Below are 15,119 nucleotides of genomic sequence, written 5' to 3' on the forward strand. Positions count from 1 at the left end.
AGAACCGCTAAAATACAAAACCACCGCCTACTCGCCTACGGGCGAGACCATAAAATGCAGGAAATGGAAAACTTCGTCCTGGTTGCGGATATGGTTGCGCGCGGCCGAAAGGTCATCCCCGATTTTGATGGTAAACGAAGTATCCGGCAATGCCTCGAACATGTCTTCGTCGGTGGTATCGTCACCAATAGCCAGAATAAAGTCGAAACCGCCCCCCTCGACGAACGTACGCGTGGCAGTCCCTTTGTTGAATGCGGTTTTCTTGACTTCCACTACCTTGTTGCCATCAATCACCTGCAAATTCAATTCGGGCTGAATATAGTTTTTGAGTTGCCATAACAGCTCCTGCGCACGGCGGCTCGCATATTCCTTGTCATCGGCGGTGCGGTAATGCCACGCCAATGCGGTTTCCTTCTCTTCTATAAATGCGCCGGGGCAACGTTTGGCATAGATCTGCATCATCGGACGGATCCCATCCTTCCAATTCTCCTCGTAGCCTTCATTCAACTGCCATTCACCCGAATCTTTTGCTTTGATCAAGGCGCCGTGCTCTGCAATCATATGTACGGGCAGATCACTGAAAAGCTTGTCTAGAAAATAGCGGTCGCGGCCGCTGACAATCACTACTGTATCACGTTTGGCGATATCGGTCAGTAACTTTCGCATATCCTCGCCCATAATGGCCTTTGCCGGATCGGGAACGATCGGCGCGAGGGTGCCGTCGTAGTCGAAAAAGAGAATTCTGTTGTTAGATAACTGGTAAGCGTGCCGGATTGCGTCGATGCCCTTGTTGTTCAGGAAAACCTGGCGCAAGCGGTCGTGTTCTAATTCTAGCATTGTCATTTGGGTAAAAAAATCACTGGTCCAGGCGAATACATCATAGTCACGAATCCTTTCGCGCATGGCCTCCATTCGTTTCTTCTGCTCGTCTTCCGGCATTTCAAATGCTGTTTTAATCGCATCGGCAATGTCTTGACGATCGAGCGGGTTGATGATCAGGGCCTCGCCCAACTCGGCCGCGGCACCCGCCATCTCACTTAAAATCAATACACCCAGGCCATCCTGCCGGCTCGCTACATATTCCTTGCAAACGAGGTTCATGCCGTCGCGTACAGGCGTGATAAGCGCGACATCGCTCGCGGTGTACATGCCCACCATTTCGTGATACGGCATTGAGCGGTATTGGTATATGATCGGTTGCCAGGATATGGTCCCGAAATCGGCATTGATCTTTCCGACGGTCTGGTCTATATCGGATTTCATTTGCTGGTATTGCTCAATTGTGTCGCGCGACGGCACGACCACCATCACAAACGATACCTTCTCATGCCAATTCGGATTTTGTTCGAGAAAACGTTGGTAACCATGGAGTCGATGGATAATGCCTTTGGAATAATCAAGCCGGTCAACGGAGAAAATAATCTTCTCTTTCAGAGATTGCCGGGCGTCGGAGCGTGCGGCGGTTACATCCGGGTCATCGTAGGCGTCGTTAAACTTATCGAAATCAATGCTGATTGGAAATGAATCGACCTTTACAATGCGGTTGCCCAGGTTGATGTAATGCAATTTATTCCCCAATTCGGAGACAAGTCTCGCCGCTTTCAAGAAATATTCCACATAATCATTGGTATGGAACCCTACTACATCGGCTCCCAGAATACCATCTACGATCGCCTTTCTCCAGGCCACCGGCAGCATCCTGAATATCTCGAAAGAGGGAAAAGGAATATGAAAAAAGAAGCCGATTTTGTTCTCCGGAAATGCGTTGCGGATCATTTGCGGGAGGAGCATCAGCTGGTAGTCCTGGACCCACACCACATCGCCGGGGCGGATCACTTCTTTCACCTTTTCGAAGAACAATTCATGCGCCTCGCGGTAGGCATCGAAATATACATCGTGAAACCGGGCCAGCGAGGGAAAATAGTGGCAAAGCGGCCATATCAGGTTGTTACAGAAGCCTTCATAGTAATTTTCGTTGAGCTCCTCGGGAATGAAAACCGGGTGCGCCCGGAAGTTTTCATTCTCCATCGACTGGCCTTCCAGCTCCTCCGGTGTATTCTCCGAAAAACCGATCCACTGGATTTTCTGATGGGCGTCGAAAGCCTCGTTTTGCTGATCTTTCACCAGCGAAAGCACCGCTGAAACCAGGCCACCGGAGTTTTGAAATAGTCGGGAAACGTCGCCCTCGCGGACCACCTTAAACGGCAGCCGGTATGCGACTATGATGAGCCTTCCCGTGTTAACTGACTGAGATAAACTTTCCATAATATGCCCGAAAGCACTCAAAAGCCATGCCAAAATTGGCCCTGGGAGGCCAATTACCTCTGTGGACGCAACAGATGAAGCGTACATTGCCATTGGGCAGACTCGGCCTACTCTATCAAAAAATGAGTAGGCCTATCAATCCGACAAGGTTTTGCCGGAAGAAATGAATGTGTTATTTTCGCTGTCGCAACCTCTTTTATCACATTACAGGAACCGGATTTCTAGGCAACTTCATTTCCGGCGCCGGTCGGACCAACAAACGAACGGCAAGCAACCAGGTTGCTGTTTTCCATGAGTTAATGTGATAACTGACCACAAATACAGGCTTGTAAAAGCCCAAGATTAGTCAAGGACTACAATTATGTAATCGCAGATTAATACTGTGCCACTCTTTGTTGTGGGTTGCAGGCGGCCTGTAAATGGCCGCCATTTTTTTTGCCCTGCGCATTTTGCAAATCTCTTTGCCTTTCTCTTTGTGCAGCCCGCAGAATCGGAGGGACAGCCCTATAACATGGAGATTGATCCTACGGAAGCTTCTAATTTATTTAAAGACCGCCTGAAATTGTGAAGGAGCTCAAAGCGCTTTTATAAAGTGCAAAAAAGGCAGGATTATATTTGGCAATTGTAATAACCAGGATTATATCCATCTAACTTGTATTAGTACTTAACTTTCTGGCTACGTCCCAGGAAATAATAGAGTATACCTCCAAAAAAGGGAAAACAAATGATCACTATGATCCATACCAATTTGTTAATATCCTTTTCGAAATCACTCTTGACGGCATCTATCAATGCCCAGATCGTGACGGCAAGCGGGAGCAACACGAACAAAAACATAATTTCCATTCCTCCCAAACCCATGAATAACAGAATGGCTGATAGCATCGAACCTGTTTTTAAGTTTTATTCTTTCCAAAATAATATAACTTCGGTTACTAACAAATAACATTGGTACAAATGCCCGAAATGTTTGACAAACGGCTTTCAACTGTAACTTCCGTTGTCTAATCGTTAAAAAGGTGGTGAATTAACTTCGCCACCTTTTCGAAAACTTTGTAGTTTAAAAATAGCTCCGCATGACCTCGATATATTCTTCAATAGGCAGGGAATTACGCATTTGCATTAACTGGTTTCCCGTCGCCCCTATTACGTTCCTGAATTGGTTGGTTTTGCGAGTGGCGAGGCTATGAATTACGTTCACAATATCCATTGGATCGTCGAGCAGGCCCTCGTCGGCATTCTCCATAATGGATTGAAGTTTGTTCGTCAGTTCGTCGTACGCGGTAATTTCCGGATGGGTATTCCATACGATGCTTTCCTTAAAATGGTTCCCTTTCGACCCGCCTTGCTCGATGAGTCGCAGATCGATATTCAACGGCTTCAATTCGTAATACAACCCCTCGGTCAGTCCTTCCAGCGCGAATTTCGACATATTGTATAGTGAACCTAACGGTACGGCCGTGGTAATACCCATAAACGAGCTGATATTGATGAACATCCCGCCTCCGTTCTCCCTGAAATGCGGCAGGAATCCGCGGATCACATTGATCGGGCCACGTGTGTTGACCGCAAACTGCCAATCGATATCCTCCTCTCTCGCCAGTTCGAGTGCACCGTAAGTACCCATGCCTGCATTGTTGACTACGACGTCGATCTTTCCAAATACTTCGATCGCCTGTTCAGTAGCTGCTTTTACCTGCGCCGGATCTGTCACATCCAGTTTGAAGATCCGGATATTCTCGTATTCCGTCAGTTCCCTTTCCTTTTCCGGCGTGCGCATGGTCGCGGCAACGTTCCAACCGTTTTCAGCGAAATATTTAGCGGTCAATTTACCCAGCCCGCTGCTGGTGCCTGTTATGAAAATGGTCTTTTGCTCGTTCATTTTAGATAAAATTTGATTTGAATGGGGCAAAATTACCGCATATTGGTATAACTTTGTAATCAGTATCACATAGTATACCAACTACGGTTATGGCAAAAGCAGCATTAGTCAGAAATCAGGCGGAAGAAGTGAAAGCCCTTCAAGACACGATCTACGTCATCGGCGGCAAATGGAAGTTGCCCATTATCAATTCGATATGCAACGGCAACAAGCGTTTCCGGGAAATAGAGAGGAGCATTCCCGGCATTACCACGCGAATGCTCTCCAGGGAGCTGAAAGAAATGGAAATGAACAAGCTGATCAAGCGCACCGTTTACCCCGACTCCCCCGTGCTCGTGGAATACGAATCGACACCCTACTGTAAAACCTTCGAAAACATCATTCTTGCGATGATCGAATGGGGCAAGGAACATAAAAAGTATATTCAGGAAGAGGCCTGAAACCCGGCAAAAGTAAAGCCCACCGTTTTGCGGCGGGCCAGGTAATATCAGGCAATGCTGCGTATCCAGGCTTCCGCTTTTTCGGGATCCGTGAAAAAACGTTCGTTCGGACTACTGTAAAGCGATTCGTATTTCTCGATTTTCGTCGCATCCTGGTGGCAGTGCGCCGCAGCTACGCACCGTATGTTACGCTTGCTGGAAAGCACGAGCTTGTCGGCTTCTTCTTCGAACATCGCCACATAACCTACTTTCCAACCGTAATCCGCCAGGGTCAGCGGCACAATGGTGCGGAAGTGCTTGTGCGCTTCCAGGTTCACGGCCGTGAAGCCATGCAGGTTCACAAATATCCTGAACGTGCCCCCTTCTTCGATCCGGTCGAGCACTTCGTGAAGCGATTGCTCCCAGCGTATGACATCCTCCTTCTCCAAATCACCGCTGATATGCGTGATAATAAGCCTACTAGCTGGCTCCCAGTCGGTCTTTGTTATTTTAAAATCTGACATTTGAAATGGGACTAACGAATACTAACTGACGGCATAATCCGCAAGCCTTCGCATTCGTTCCACACGTCGACCAACAGCATTCTTTAATCGACAAAGCGTAATTCAGGCCAGCAATCCTTTTGCATGCAGGTCGTCAAAAAGCAGTTGCGCAGCCAGCGACACGCTGGAACGATCGGCATAGCCCAGCCAGGAAGCTTCATCGATTTCCGCGGCGGCTTTCACCTCTCCCCTCTCGCTGGTGGTATAGCACCTGAGCCTCACCAAAACACCCTCGGGCTGCCCGTGCGCCTGTGCGTGAAACTCCCCGTAAAAACTCAATAACGAAGGGTCCAACGACATGCTGATCTCCTCATAGATCTCCCGTACCAATGCCTCTTCGTCCGATTCCCCCGGCTCCCGCTTACCGCCTGGAATGTAATAGGTATCCCGTCCGCGGCTTCTGGCGGCCAGTATCTTTTTATCCTCCATATAAATAAGGGCCAGTTTATCGATCATAGTGCTATTGCTTAAAATGTAGGTTTGGTAACTCGCTGAGTCCAAAACTACAAAATACCTCAGCCGTCCACTCAGAAATTCAAAAAGAATTCAGAATTCGGTGGTACGTTGGGCGCCTGACACGGTACATAAGCCCAACTGACACTACCTAACAAAACCTAACTAAATGGATACTGCCACTCAGGGAGTTGGAACACCGAGCATACTACGCTCAAAATCAGATTTTTTATCACGCCCTCTCATTATTGCAATCCTGTTGATCAGCATCTCGATGCTGACGCGGATCACACTCATGCTGAAAGCCGGCAGCGGCGTCGATTACAGCATTACCAACGTACTCGGCATTTTCGGCATTGGACTGTTTTATGATATTCTCAATTCCCTGTATTTCCTTATTCCGGTCATGCTGCTCGGCTGGATAACTCCTGCCCAATATGCGGGCAAAATCGGGTTCAGAATAGCGGCCGGTATTTTGCTGTTTATCCTGGTTTTCCTGCTTTTGCTGAATGCGGTCTCAGAGTGGGTATTCTGGGATGAATTCGGTTCCCGGTTCAATTTTATCGCAGTTGATTACCTGGTTTACACGCAGGAAGTGGTGGGCAATATCCGCCAGTCATACCCGGTAGAGACCATCATAGGCGTATTGCTCATACTCGCGGTTTTACTCACTGTACTGGTGTCGCGGCTATCCCGCCGGTTTACTTTTGCACAAATGCGTTTTGGAAAGCGGTCGTTGGTGATGGGCGTATACATTGTTATCGTCACTACGGTTTTCCTGACGGTCGATAATAAAGTCCGGCAGTTTAGCCGCAATGTCTTCGTCAACGAGCTGGCCGGGAACGGCATGTACGAGCTCTTCGCTGCCTACCTCAACAATGAGCTGGATTACAACCAGTTTTATATCAAACTCGATGAGCAGCAGGCATCGTCGACCATACGATCGCTGGTGAAAACACCGGAAAGCCGGTTTACCGATCATAAACAGTTTTCCATTGAAAGGGATATTGTCAATACCGGCACAGAGCTGCACAAAAACATCATCCTGATCAGCGTCGAAAGCCTCAGCGCCGACTTCCTCGGAAGTTTTGGAAATACGCAGGGCATCACGCCCGCGCTCGATTCCCTGGCCCGCCAAAGCCTGTTATTCACCAACCTTTACGCAACCGGCACGCGCACGGTCCGCGGTCTGGAAGCGCTGTCGATATGCACACCGCCTACTCCCGGCCAGTCCATCGTACGCCGGCCGCACAACGAAGGCCTGTTCTCCATGGGCAGCGTACTCCAAAATAAAGGTTACCAGACCCGCTTCATTTACGGCGGTTACGGCTATTTCGATAACATGGGCTACTTCTTCGGCCATAACAGCTACGGAGTCGTCGACCGGACCGCGCTTTCCAAAAAAGAGATCGACTATGAAAACATCTGGGGTGTTGCCGACGAAAACCTTTTTGAGCTGGCCACCCGCGAAATTGGCTCCGCGTCGAAGACCGGCAAACCCGTTTTCGCCCACATCATGACCACGTCCAATCACCGTCCCTACACCTATCCCGAAGGTCGAATCGATATCCCCTCGCACACCAGCCGCGAAGGCGCCGTGAAATATACCGATTTCGCGATAGGCCAGTTCATCCGCAATGCGCGAAACCAGCCGTGGTTCAAAAACACGCTGTTCATCATCGTGGCCGACCATTGCGCGTCCAGCGCCGGCAAAACCGACCTGCCGGTTAACAAATACAAAATCCCGTTGATGATGTACGCTCCGGGATTTATCGAACCGGGCGTGATGCCGAGGCTTATGAGCCAGATCGATATCGGGCCGACCGTACTGGGCCTGCTCAATTTCTCCTATCGCAGCAAATTTTTCGGATATGATATTTTCAAACTCGAACCCGGCCGCGAGCGGGCATTTGTGAGCACCTACCAAAGCCTCGGATACATCAAGCACGACTCGCTGATCGTGCTGAAACCGCAACGAATTGCCGCTACCTTCACGCCAAACTTTACAGATGGCTCTGCCACGCCGGCCTCTCAAAACGCGCATTTACTCGACGAAGCCATTGCTTGGTACCAGAGTGCTAGTTTTCAGTTCAGGAATGGCCTGATGAAAAAATAGTTTGGTATATTAAAAGTATTTCAAGGTTACATAGGCGTTTATATTGATATTTTCATCAACATAAATGCCTTGCTTTGAAAACCTCTGCCCATCTCGTTGCGAAATGCTCCTTATCGACACTCCTATGTCTATACGCGCACACCAATGCGCAGGCTCAGCACGTGCCTGTTGTACACACGGGCAGTACCAGCATGGACGTACGCGACGGTACCGGGTTTCGAAAAGGCGGCTGGGGTATTGACCCCTCGGTCCGGCCGGACGTGTACGAAACATACATTGAAGGCGAAAGTAAAAAAGTCAGCTTTATCACCGACCGCGATTCCATTACTAGTTCGCCAAGTCGAGCCGGTTTCAGGAATTTTACAAGGCCCATCAACCATTCTACAATCAGCTTATCACGGCTTACCGCGATTCAATCGGAGTGCCTGAAATGCAGCGCTGGCTTGGCAGAAACTTCCCTTCGACCCGTTATGATGCCTTCAAAATCATCCTGTCGCCACTGGTAGGCAATAACCAATCTGCAAGTTTCTTTGAATTCAATGGCTTCCGTGAGGCACAGGCTCACGTGAATTTTCCATTCCATACGCCGGAAAATACTGCCGGATGGTCGCCCGAGGCGATATATGTGAAGGACGGCAACATCGTTTTCACCGAACTGAACCACGCCTTCATCGGCCCCGAAGGCGAAAAACCGGCCTATCGGGCACGCATTCAAAAAGCATTCTCCGATCTCGCCATCTGGAACGACCCATCCAAACCGGCCCGAAGCTACAACACCCCACAAGCCTCTTTTGATGAACACATGAACTGGGCGCTCGTAAACCTCCGTTACGTGGACTACGCCCCTCCGGCCGAGCAAGACAAACTCATTGCAGGCATTGAGGATATGATGGTAAATAACCGCGGCTTCCGACGCTTCAAAGAATTCGATCAGTTTTTGATCAAAACCTACAAAGCGCGGAAAAAGGGGCAAACGGTTGCGGATTTGTATCCGGTGATTATTGGCTTTTTGGGACAAAACAGATAAATCGCACACCCTGGTCATTGCAACGCATGGCTTTCTAAAAAAGCAAAGTAAAGTACCCGATACTGAAATAATGAGGGCTCAGAACCTTAGAAATAGCTACTTTAAAGATAAAAATTCAAATTCATGAAGACGTATTCCCTTGATGAACTGGAAGACGAGATCATCGGTAAAATTGGCACTCCGGACCGTGACCGTTATGAATACGATCTGCAAACGGAGTTAGTAGGGGCGGCCATAAAGCAGGCACGCAAAAAAAGAAGAATCACCCAAGAAGCATTGGGTGAGTTAATAGGTGTTCAAAAATCTCAGATTTCGAGGCTTGAAAATAACGCTGGAAACGTTACCCTAGACACCTTGCTTCGTGTATTTGGTGCTTTGCAGGCAAATGTCAAACTACAAATTGAGTTAGCTTGATTGCGTACTCAAAACTACTCGCCCAAAACCTTCGCGAAACAAACACTATTCTCCACTCCCACATACTGCCCGTAATTCTCCGTACGCTGGTAGCCGTTCTTCTCATAAAGCGCAATGGCTTCGGGTTGGCGTTTGCCCGTTTCGAGGACGCATCGGGCATAACCTAGCTCATTCGCCCAGGTTTCCAGTTCGGTGAGGACGCGCGTGGCAATGCCTTTTTTGCGGCCATCGGGTGAAACGTACATGCGTTTCACTTCCATCGCCTCGTCGCTGAATGCCTTCATGGCGCCACATCCAATAGGCTGGCTGTTTTCGTAGCAAACCACAGCATGACGGATCTTATCAATTTTATTGAACTGGGCGTAAAAACCATGGTCAGCGCCGTCCCGTTCAGCGAGTTCGGCGTCGAGGAGTCTTACTAATGCCTTGAAATCCGGGTCGTCGGAATCGGTTCTTCTTAAAATGATCATTGCAATTCTTCGAGTTCTACTACTTTGGGCGTTTTGGTCAGCCAATGGATAATCAGCCACGCCACAAGATAGGTAAATCCGCAGATTGTGAAAATGATGTTGTAACCCGCCTGTATGTTGCCCGCCGCTTTATAGCTATCAAGCAGACTGCCGATCAGGATCGGAAAAAGGATCCCTCCCACAGCTCCGGCCATACCACCAATGCCTACGACCGAGCTAACAGCTTGTTTTGGAAAAAGATCGGACGGTAGCGTGAAAACATTCGTCGCCCAGGCCTGGTGTAATGCCACTGCCAAACTAATGAGTCCGACGGCCATCCAGACGCCGCTGGAAAACTGAATCACTATCACCGACAATTCGCAAAATGCCAGCCCCAGCAAAACCGTCTTGCGCGCTTTGAGCGTCGGCCAGCCCCGCTTGATGAGCCAGGACGACAAATAACCTCCGCCAATGCTCCCGACGGTCGTTGCGGTGTAGATCAGCATGAGTTCGAAACTCGGTTTTTTGAGATCCAGGTTAAATGTGGAAGCAAAATAGGAAGGCAGCCAGAACAGGAAAAACCAGTAAATCGGGTCGATGAGCCCTTTTCCGGTAATGTAGGCCCAGGTTTGCGGGAAGGTGAATAGTTTAATCCATTTAACAGGCTGCTTCTCGGCTTCGTTTTCGTCCTGCTCCTGTCCGCTCAGGATGTAATGCAGTTCATCGGCACTTAATCGCTTCTGTTTGACGGGTATATCATAAAAAATCAGCCAGAATACCAGCCATACAAAGCCCAGCGCGCCCGTGATCCAGAACACCTCCTGCCAGCCATAATGGCTCAGGATCCACGGAACAAGTATCAAAGCCACCACGACGCCGACGCTGGTACCGGCATTGAAAAGGCCGGTTGCCAAAGCCCGTTCCTTTTTCGGGAACCATTCGGCCACTGTCTTGACTGCCGCAGGATAATTACCAGCCTCTCCTAACCCCAGTCCCACACGCGCTACCCCGAACCCGAACGCGCTGCGCGCGACCGCATGGAGCATCCCCGCGACACTCCAGAAAATGATGGTAAACGAATACCCCGCTTTGGTGCCGATTCTGTCGATCAGCCAGCCGAAAACGAGCAGACCGACCGCGTAGGCGGCAGTGAAGGCCATCACAATACGCGCGAAATCGGTTTCCGTCCAAACGAACTCCTTTTCCAGAATGGGTTTCAGCAAACCGATGATCTGCCTGTCGAGGTAATTGATGGTCGTGGCGAGAAAGAGCAGGACCACGATGATCCAGCGGTAATTCCTGATTTTACCCATTTGTTAAGCGAGTTTTTGTACGAATTGAAAGAAATGTGCTTTCAGTCCGTCCCAGTTTTTGTCCTGGATCAATTTTTTATCAAAGAGCTGTCCGCCAATGCCCAGCCCGTTGGCACCTGCTTTCAGGAAGGCTTCCATGTTTTCAAGGCTCACGCCGCCGGTAGGCAGGAGTTTCAGCTGGTTCATGGGAGCTTTGACGTCCTTAATGTAGCCGGGGCCCAATGCCGTAGCGGGATAGATTTTCACCATCGACGCACCCCACGACGACGCCTGGAAGATTTCAGTGGGTGTGTAAGCTCCCGGAAACACCGGAACGCCTTTTTTGACACAGGATTTAATCACCTTTTTACTCAGAACCGGCGTCACGATAAATTGCGCACCGGCATCCAGCGCCGCGTCCAGGTCATCTTTGGTACACACCGTTCCAGCGCCGATGTTCAGGCCGTAATGCTCGTTTTCCAGCGCATAGCGGATCATATCCGTCGCCCCGGGCGTGTTCATCGTGATTTCGACGGTGGTAAGGCCCGCTTCCCGGTAAATGGGCAAGATACGCTTGACGTCCTCCGGCGACACGTTACGGATAATACCGACCAGCGGTGCTTTGTTGAACAACTCCCACGAAAATGTACGCTCACTCATAAATTTGTTTTATTCAATGTTAAATGTTGGTTCTCAAAAATCCGGATATGTCCGGTGGTAGCGGCACGGTCTACGATCTCCGACGGGATGACGGTCGCCCTGCCGGCCAGCCCCAATGTTTCAATGGCAGCCTTGTACAACTGGTACAGGTTGTTTCCACCGCAAAGCACCAGGTGCGCACTTGTCTCCTTCGTCAGGTCGCGGATTTCATAGCCGATCAACAGCCCGCTTAGAAACATGCCGTTTTCCCGCTTATTTAATAAATAAAAAAGTTGGTTGGTTCTTACTGTAAATAATGCATTTAAAATATTTCCCGATCCCGATTCGCGTATGCCAGACCGGAATGCAGCAGCGGCTCCTTCGTTGAAATCGGATTGGAAGTATTGATCGATGGAGTCTTTCAGAATGCTTTGATTGGCCATCAGATTGAACACTTCACCGGTCATAAAAGTCTTGAAATCAATTAACCGGCCATCTCGCACGAACATATGCTTAGAATGCGTGCCGGGGAAAATGAATATCGCATCCCGGCCGGAAAGATCCATCGCCGCCCCCAGGCCTATCAGCTGCGTTTCTTCGCCGCGCATTACGTCGTGATCGCTGCGCACGCCTGAGATCAATGTGACTTCGTGCGGAAAACCCGCATAACCTTCGTAGTGCCTCATTCCCAAATGAGCCCCATCCAATGCAAACGGCAGCCGCGCATACGGCAATTCCTCCATCCCGATCGACGACGAGGCCATGCCCGACACCACGATCGGCACTCCCGCCAGGTCTATACCCGTCTGCTTGTGCAATGCGGTGATCTGCGTTGCGATGATCGAAAGGTAATAGTCTGCGCGCGCAACCGAGCCATCCGCATTTGCTTCCTGCCAGGCATTGTAAACCGCACCAATCCCATTCGCGGACGTCACCTCGCCTACCACATCGTGATCCGTCACATTGACCAGCCTCAACCGAAACGAGGACGTTCCCCAGTCACAACTTAGCAGGTGTTTACTCATGGTTTCTTTGTTAGGTACCGGGATTGAAACCCCGGGTTATGAAATGTACGTGCCTCCGGCACTTGGCCGTCGACTTCTTTGGTCCTCGACTTCTCTGGCCGTCGACTTCAGTCGACGGAACAAGGAAAAGATTATTAGGGCAATGCAAATGCGATGTAATTCCCTCCGGGTTTCAGACCGTATCTGGTGCCTCCCGCTGCGATTGCAATATATTGCTTTCCATCCACCATATAGGTAACGGGCGTGGCAAAACCGCCTGCCGGGAGCTGATATTCCCAGACAACCTTGCCCGTTTTGGTATCGAATGCCCTTAGTTTCTCGTCGTAGGTGGCTGCTATGAAGAGCAGGCCTCCGGCGGTCACCAGCGGGCCACCGTGGTTTTCGGTGCCGGTTGGCGGGATGCCCTGTTTCGTCAGCTCAGGGTATTCGCCGAGCGTCACTTTCCAAAGGTATTCGCCGGTGTTCATATTAATGGCGTTCAGCGTGCCCCAGGGCGGCTTAATGGCCGGGAAGTTTTCCTGATCCCGGAACTGGACGTTGCCATTGTTGACATAAGGCGGCTGGTACGGGAAATGGGCATTGCTTTTCGGCCCGGCGGTCGCTATTTGGGCATGAATGTCGTTCGTAGAGGGTTTGGATTCTGTTTTTAAAAGGAAATCCAAAATCGATGCACGGTCTTCCTTCGAAATATGCTGGAAAGACGGCATTCTCCCGCGCCCGGTTTCGAGCAACGTAGCAATCTGCTCGCGGTTCATGCGTTGGCTAATGTCCTTTAAAACAGGGTAAGCCTGGGTAGTTGCGGAAGCTGTCGCTGTTTGGGAATCAGTAGCATGGCAAACCGCACAATTTGTATTGAACAATACCTGACCTCTTGACCATCCCTGACTTTTCTGACCGCTCTGCGCATCGCGCGCATCCCGCATTTTGAGCCACCAAAGCATATTATTCCCATTAACATACATGACCCCTTCCGGATCAGCCGCCGTACCACCCCACTCCGCGCCACCCCCGATGCCGTACAGCAGCCCGCCTGACAGATCGGGAGGCTGGTTTTTGGGGCCTCTGTTGCTGGTGCGGAAGCGGTCGAGCACATACGCATGCGCCTCGGGCGTGCGTGTGGTGATGTCGGCTTCGGTCAATGTCTGGTTGGCAAATGGTGCTGGTTTGACCGGCACTGGCTGCGTCGGCCAGGGCTCCTCGCCCGGCAGCGGCTTCGCGTTCGGTACTGCCACCTCCTTCACGGGGAAAAGCGGCTTACCCGTATCGCGATCGAACAGGAAAACGTAACCATCCTTGGTCGCCTGCGCCACAGCATCGACCATTTTACCATTCCTTCTGACCCTGATCAGATTGGGCGGGCACGGAATATCCCTGTCCCAAAGGTCATGATGAACGGTTTGGAAATGCCACACGCGCTTGCCGGTGGCTGCATTGAGGGCAATCACGCAGTTGGCAAAAAGATTGCTGCCCTTCCTGCCCCCCCCGTAAAAGTCCACCGACGGTGAGCCCGTTCCGAGAAATACCATTCCCCGCTTGTCATCGATCACCATGCCTGCCCAGCAATTGGCGCCGCCCAGTTTCTTGTACGAGCCTTCAGACCAGGTTTCGTAGCCATATTCTCCCGGCAGCGGAATTGTGCGGAATACCCACGCCACTTTACCCGTCCGGACATCGAATGCGCGGATATGCCCCGGTAATGCGTCGCCACCTTCCGAAACCGACGAACCCGTAATGAGCAGATTCTTAAAGATCACCCCGGGAGTAGTGTTCCGGATATTGAACTGATAGGGATCGTACCCATAAGTAGCGGCATCGCCCAGCCCGTCATGAAAATCTACCTCGCCGTTTTTGCCAAAGCTCTCAACCAGTTTCCCCGTTTCGGCATTCAAGGCAAACAATGAGGCCCCTGCAGTGAATAAAATGCGTTTATCGCTTCCCTCAGACCAATAAACCACGCCGCGCATCGGATGGAACCGCGGCCGCTTTCCTTCAAAAGGATCGAACTTCCAAAGCTCCTTCCCCGTGGCCGCGTCGACGGCAAATATTTTCAACCGCGGCGTGGTACCATACATTACGCCATCGATCACGATAGGCTGGCATTGGATATCCATACCCCGCTCACCGGGCTTGTTTTCTCCGGTGTCGTATGTCCAGGCCGGTTTTAGGTTCTTTACATTATCCTTGTTGATCTGGGTCAATGCAGAATAACGGTTACCGGCATTATTGCCGCCATACACCGGCCAGTCGGCGTTTCTGGGATCGTCAGGGATGGCTGGTGCCAATGCGCAGAATGTTGCTGCAAGAAGTATTGAACATGTGATCGGAAAGCGGATCGTCATAGGGTTTATTTAGGAATTTGTATTTTAAAAACGGCCCGGATGTTATGGTTGCGCTCTGACTATTGTCGTTGCATGCCTACGAGATTGTCTGGTTGATCGAAATCGCGTTTTATGCTACCCACATTACGTCGCTAACGCGACTTGGAATTTTACCGAACAGTGCCGCCAGGCACGTAATATGGGTCGCAAAACCGATCAACATCACCTCAAAATCCCGTAGGGATGCAACAACGATA

General features: G+C 50.4%; 13 protein-coding genes and 1 pseudogene. 4 read left to right on the plus strand and 10 right to left on the minus strand.

What is annotated here, in order from left to right:
- Positions 1 to 27: 27 nt before the first annotated feature.
- The 3 genes from ACQ4MZ_RS21855 to ACQ4MZ_RS21865 form a co-directional block, all read right to left on the minus strand.
- Positions 28 to 2,265 carry a bifunctional alpha,alpha-trehalose-phosphate synthase (UDP-forming)/trehalose-phosphatase gene (locus ACQ4MZ_RS21855; RefSeq protein ID WP_430848465.1) on the minus strand — a complete coding sequence of 746 codons (2,238 nt, stop codon included), beginning with the start codon at positions 2,263 to 2,265 and terminating at the stop codon, positions 28 to 30.
- A 657-nt stretch (positions 2,266 to 2,922) separates the two neighbouring features.
- Entirely contained in the window at positions 2,923 to 3,150 is a 228-nt protein-coding gene (locus ACQ4MZ_RS21860; RefSeq protein ID WP_430848467.1) for a PLDc N-terminal domain-containing protein, read from the minus strand.
- 175 nt (positions 3,151 to 3,325) lie between these two features.
- Positions 3,326 to 4,147, minus strand: coding sequence for an SDR family oxidoreductase (locus ACQ4MZ_RS21865; RefSeq protein ID WP_430848469.1), 822 nt, complete (start codon positions 4,145 to 4,147; stop codon positions 3,326 to 3,328).
- 89 nt (positions 4,148 to 4,236) lie between these two features.
- On the opposite strand from ACQ4MZ_RS21865, the gene ACQ4MZ_RS21870 reads away from it, so the two are divergent.
- Positions 4,237 to 4,587: a winged helix-turn-helix transcriptional regulator gene (locus ACQ4MZ_RS21870; protein WP_430848471.1), complete on the plus strand. Its 351-nt coding sequence runs from the start codon at positions 4,237 to 4,239 to the stop codon at positions 4,585 to 4,587.
- A 47-nt stretch (positions 4,588 to 4,634) separates the two neighbouring features.
- On the opposite strand, the gene ACQ4MZ_RS21875 is transcribed toward ACQ4MZ_RS21870, so the two are convergent.
- Both ACQ4MZ_RS21875 and ACQ4MZ_RS21880 read right to left on the minus strand, forming a co-directional pair.
- Positions 4,635 to 5,090: a hypothetical protein gene (locus tag ACQ4MZ_RS21875; RefSeq protein WP_430848473.1), complete on the minus strand. Its 456-nt coding sequence runs from the start codon at positions 5,088 to 5,090 to the stop codon at positions 4,635 to 4,637.
- A gap of 102 nt (positions 5,091 to 5,192) precedes the next feature.
- Positions 5,193 to 5,585: an NUDIX hydrolase gene (locus ACQ4MZ_RS21880; protein WP_430848475.1), complete on the minus strand. Its 393-nt coding sequence runs from the start codon at positions 5,583 to 5,585 to the stop codon at positions 5,193 to 5,195.
- Between the two features lie 271 nt (positions 5,586 to 5,856).
- Between ACQ4MZ_RS21880 and ACQ4MZ_RS21885 the strand changes: the two genes are divergently transcribed.
- From ACQ4MZ_RS21885 to ACQ4MZ_RS21895, 3 genes and pseudogenes are all read left to right on the plus strand, one after another.
- On the plus strand, positions 5,857 to 7,698 hold the full coding sequence (locus ACQ4MZ_RS21885) for an LTA synthase family protein (protein WP_430848476.1): 1,842 nt from the start codon (positions 5,857 to 5,859) through the stop codon (positions 7,696 to 7,698).
- Positions 7,699 to 8,041: 343 nt separating this feature from the next.
- A pseudogene (locus ACQ4MZ_RS21890) lies at positions 8,042 to 8,725 on the plus strand (DUF4932 domain-containing protein); the annotation flags it as partial.
- Positions 8,726 to 8,848: 123 nt separating this feature from the next.
- The gene (locus ACQ4MZ_RS21895) at positions 8,849 to 9,139 is read left to right on the plus strand and encodes a helix-turn-helix domain-containing protein (protein WP_430848478.1); all 291 of its coding nucleotides are present in this window, start codon (positions 8,849 to 8,851) and stop codon (positions 9,137 to 9,139) included.
- Positions 9,140 to 9,153: 14 nt separating this feature from the next.
- Here ACQ4MZ_RS21895 and ACQ4MZ_RS21900 read toward each other — a convergent pair whose 3' ends face one another.
- From ACQ4MZ_RS21900 to ACQ4MZ_RS21920, 5 genes are all read right to left on the minus strand, one after another.
- Positions 9,154 to 9,609 carry a GNAT family N-acetyltransferase gene (locus ACQ4MZ_RS21900; RefSeq protein ID WP_430848480.1) on the minus strand — a complete coding sequence of 152 codons (456 nt, stop codon included), beginning with the start codon at positions 9,607 to 9,609 and terminating at the stop codon, positions 9,154 to 9,156.
- A complete protein-coding gene (locus ACQ4MZ_RS21905; RefSeq protein ID WP_430848482.1) occupies positions 9,606 to 10,901 on the minus strand; it encodes an MFS transporter in 1,296 nt (431 codons plus the stop codon). Before ACQ4MZ_RS21905 ends, ACQ4MZ_RS21900 begins: the two co-directional genes overlap by 4 nt.
- 3 nt (positions 10,902 to 10,904) lie before the next feature.
- Entirely contained in the window at positions 10,905 to 11,540 is a 636-nt protein-coding gene (locus ACQ4MZ_RS21910) for a bifunctional 4-hydroxy-2-oxoglutarate aldolase/2-dehydro-3-deoxy-phosphogluconate aldolase (RefSeq protein WP_430848484.1), read from the minus strand.
- Entirely contained in the window at positions 11,537 to 12,544 is a 1,008-nt protein-coding gene (locus tag ACQ4MZ_RS21915) for a 2-dehydro-3-deoxygalactonokinase (RefSeq protein WP_430848486.1), read from the minus strand. The genes ACQ4MZ_RS21910 and ACQ4MZ_RS21915 overlap by 4 nt, the downstream gene beginning before the upstream one ends.
- Before the next feature lie 134 nt (positions 12,545 to 12,678).
- Entirely contained in the window at positions 12,679 to 14,883 is a 2,205-nt protein-coding gene (locus ACQ4MZ_RS21920; RefSeq protein ID WP_430848488.1) for a PQQ-binding-like beta-propeller repeat protein, read from the minus strand.
- Between the last annotated feature and the right edge of the window lie 236 nt (positions 14,884 to 15,119).

Origin of the sequence: Dyadobacter sp. BHUBP1 (assembly GCF_050587785.1) — a bacterium.
In the GTDB taxonomy this organism is placed as follows: Bacteria; Bacteroidota; Bacteroidia; order Cytophagales; family Spirosomataceae; genus Dyadobacter.

Excerpts from the sequence above, each read along its gene's own strand:
- ACQ4MZ_RS21865 (WP_430848469.1), bottom strand. The coding sequence starts at position 4,147 with ATGAACGAGCAAAAGACCATTTTCATAACAGGCACCAGCAGCGGGCTG.
- ACQ4MZ_RS21855 (WP_430848465.1), bottom strand. The coding sequence starts at position 2,265 with ATGGAAAGTTTATCTCAGTCAGTTAACACGGGAAGGCTCATCATAGTC.
- ACQ4MZ_RS21915 (WP_430848486.1), bottom strand. The coding sequence starts at position 12,544 with ATGAGTAAACACCTGCTAAGTTGTGACTGGGGAACGTCCTCGTTTCGG.
- ACQ4MZ_RS21905 (WP_430848482.1), bottom strand. The coding sequence starts at position 10,901 with ATGGGTAAAATCAGGAATTACCGCTGGATCATCGTGGTCCTGCTCTTT.
- ACQ4MZ_RS21910 (WP_430848484.1), bottom strand. The coding sequence starts at position 11,540 with ATGAGTGAGCGTACATTTTCGTGGGAGTTGTTCAACAAAGCACCGCTG.
- ACQ4MZ_RS21900 (WP_430848480.1), bottom strand. The coding sequence starts at position 9,609 with ATGATCATTTTAAGAAGAACCGATTCCGACGACCCGGATTTCAAGGCA.
- ACQ4MZ_RS21870 (WP_430848471.1), top strand. The coding sequence starts at position 4,237 with ATGGCAAAAGCAGCATTAGTCAGAAATCAGGCGGAAGAAGTGAAAGCC.
- ACQ4MZ_RS21895 (WP_430848478.1), top strand. The coding sequence starts at position 8,849 with ATGAAGACGTATTCCCTTGATGAACTGGAAGACGAGATCATCGGTAAA.
- ACQ4MZ_RS21875 (WP_430848473.1), bottom strand. The coding sequence starts at position 5,090 with ATGTCAGATTTTAAAATAACAAAGACCGACTGGGAGCCAGCTAGTAGG.
- ACQ4MZ_RS21885 (WP_430848476.1), top strand. The coding sequence starts at position 5,857 with ATGCTGACGCGGATCACACTCATGCTGAAAGCCGGCAGCGGCGTCGAT.
- ACQ4MZ_RS21860 (WP_430848467.1), bottom strand. The coding sequence starts at position 3,150 with ATGCTATCAGCCATTCTGTTATTCATGGGTTTGGGAGGAATGGAAATT.
- ACQ4MZ_RS21920 (WP_430848488.1), bottom strand. The coding sequence starts at position 14,883 with ATGACGATCCGCTTTCCGATCACATGTTCAATACTTCTTGCAGCAACA.
- ACQ4MZ_RS21880 (WP_430848475.1), bottom strand. The coding sequence starts at position 5,585 with ATGATCGATAAACTGGCCCTTATTTATATGGAGGATAAAAAGATACTG.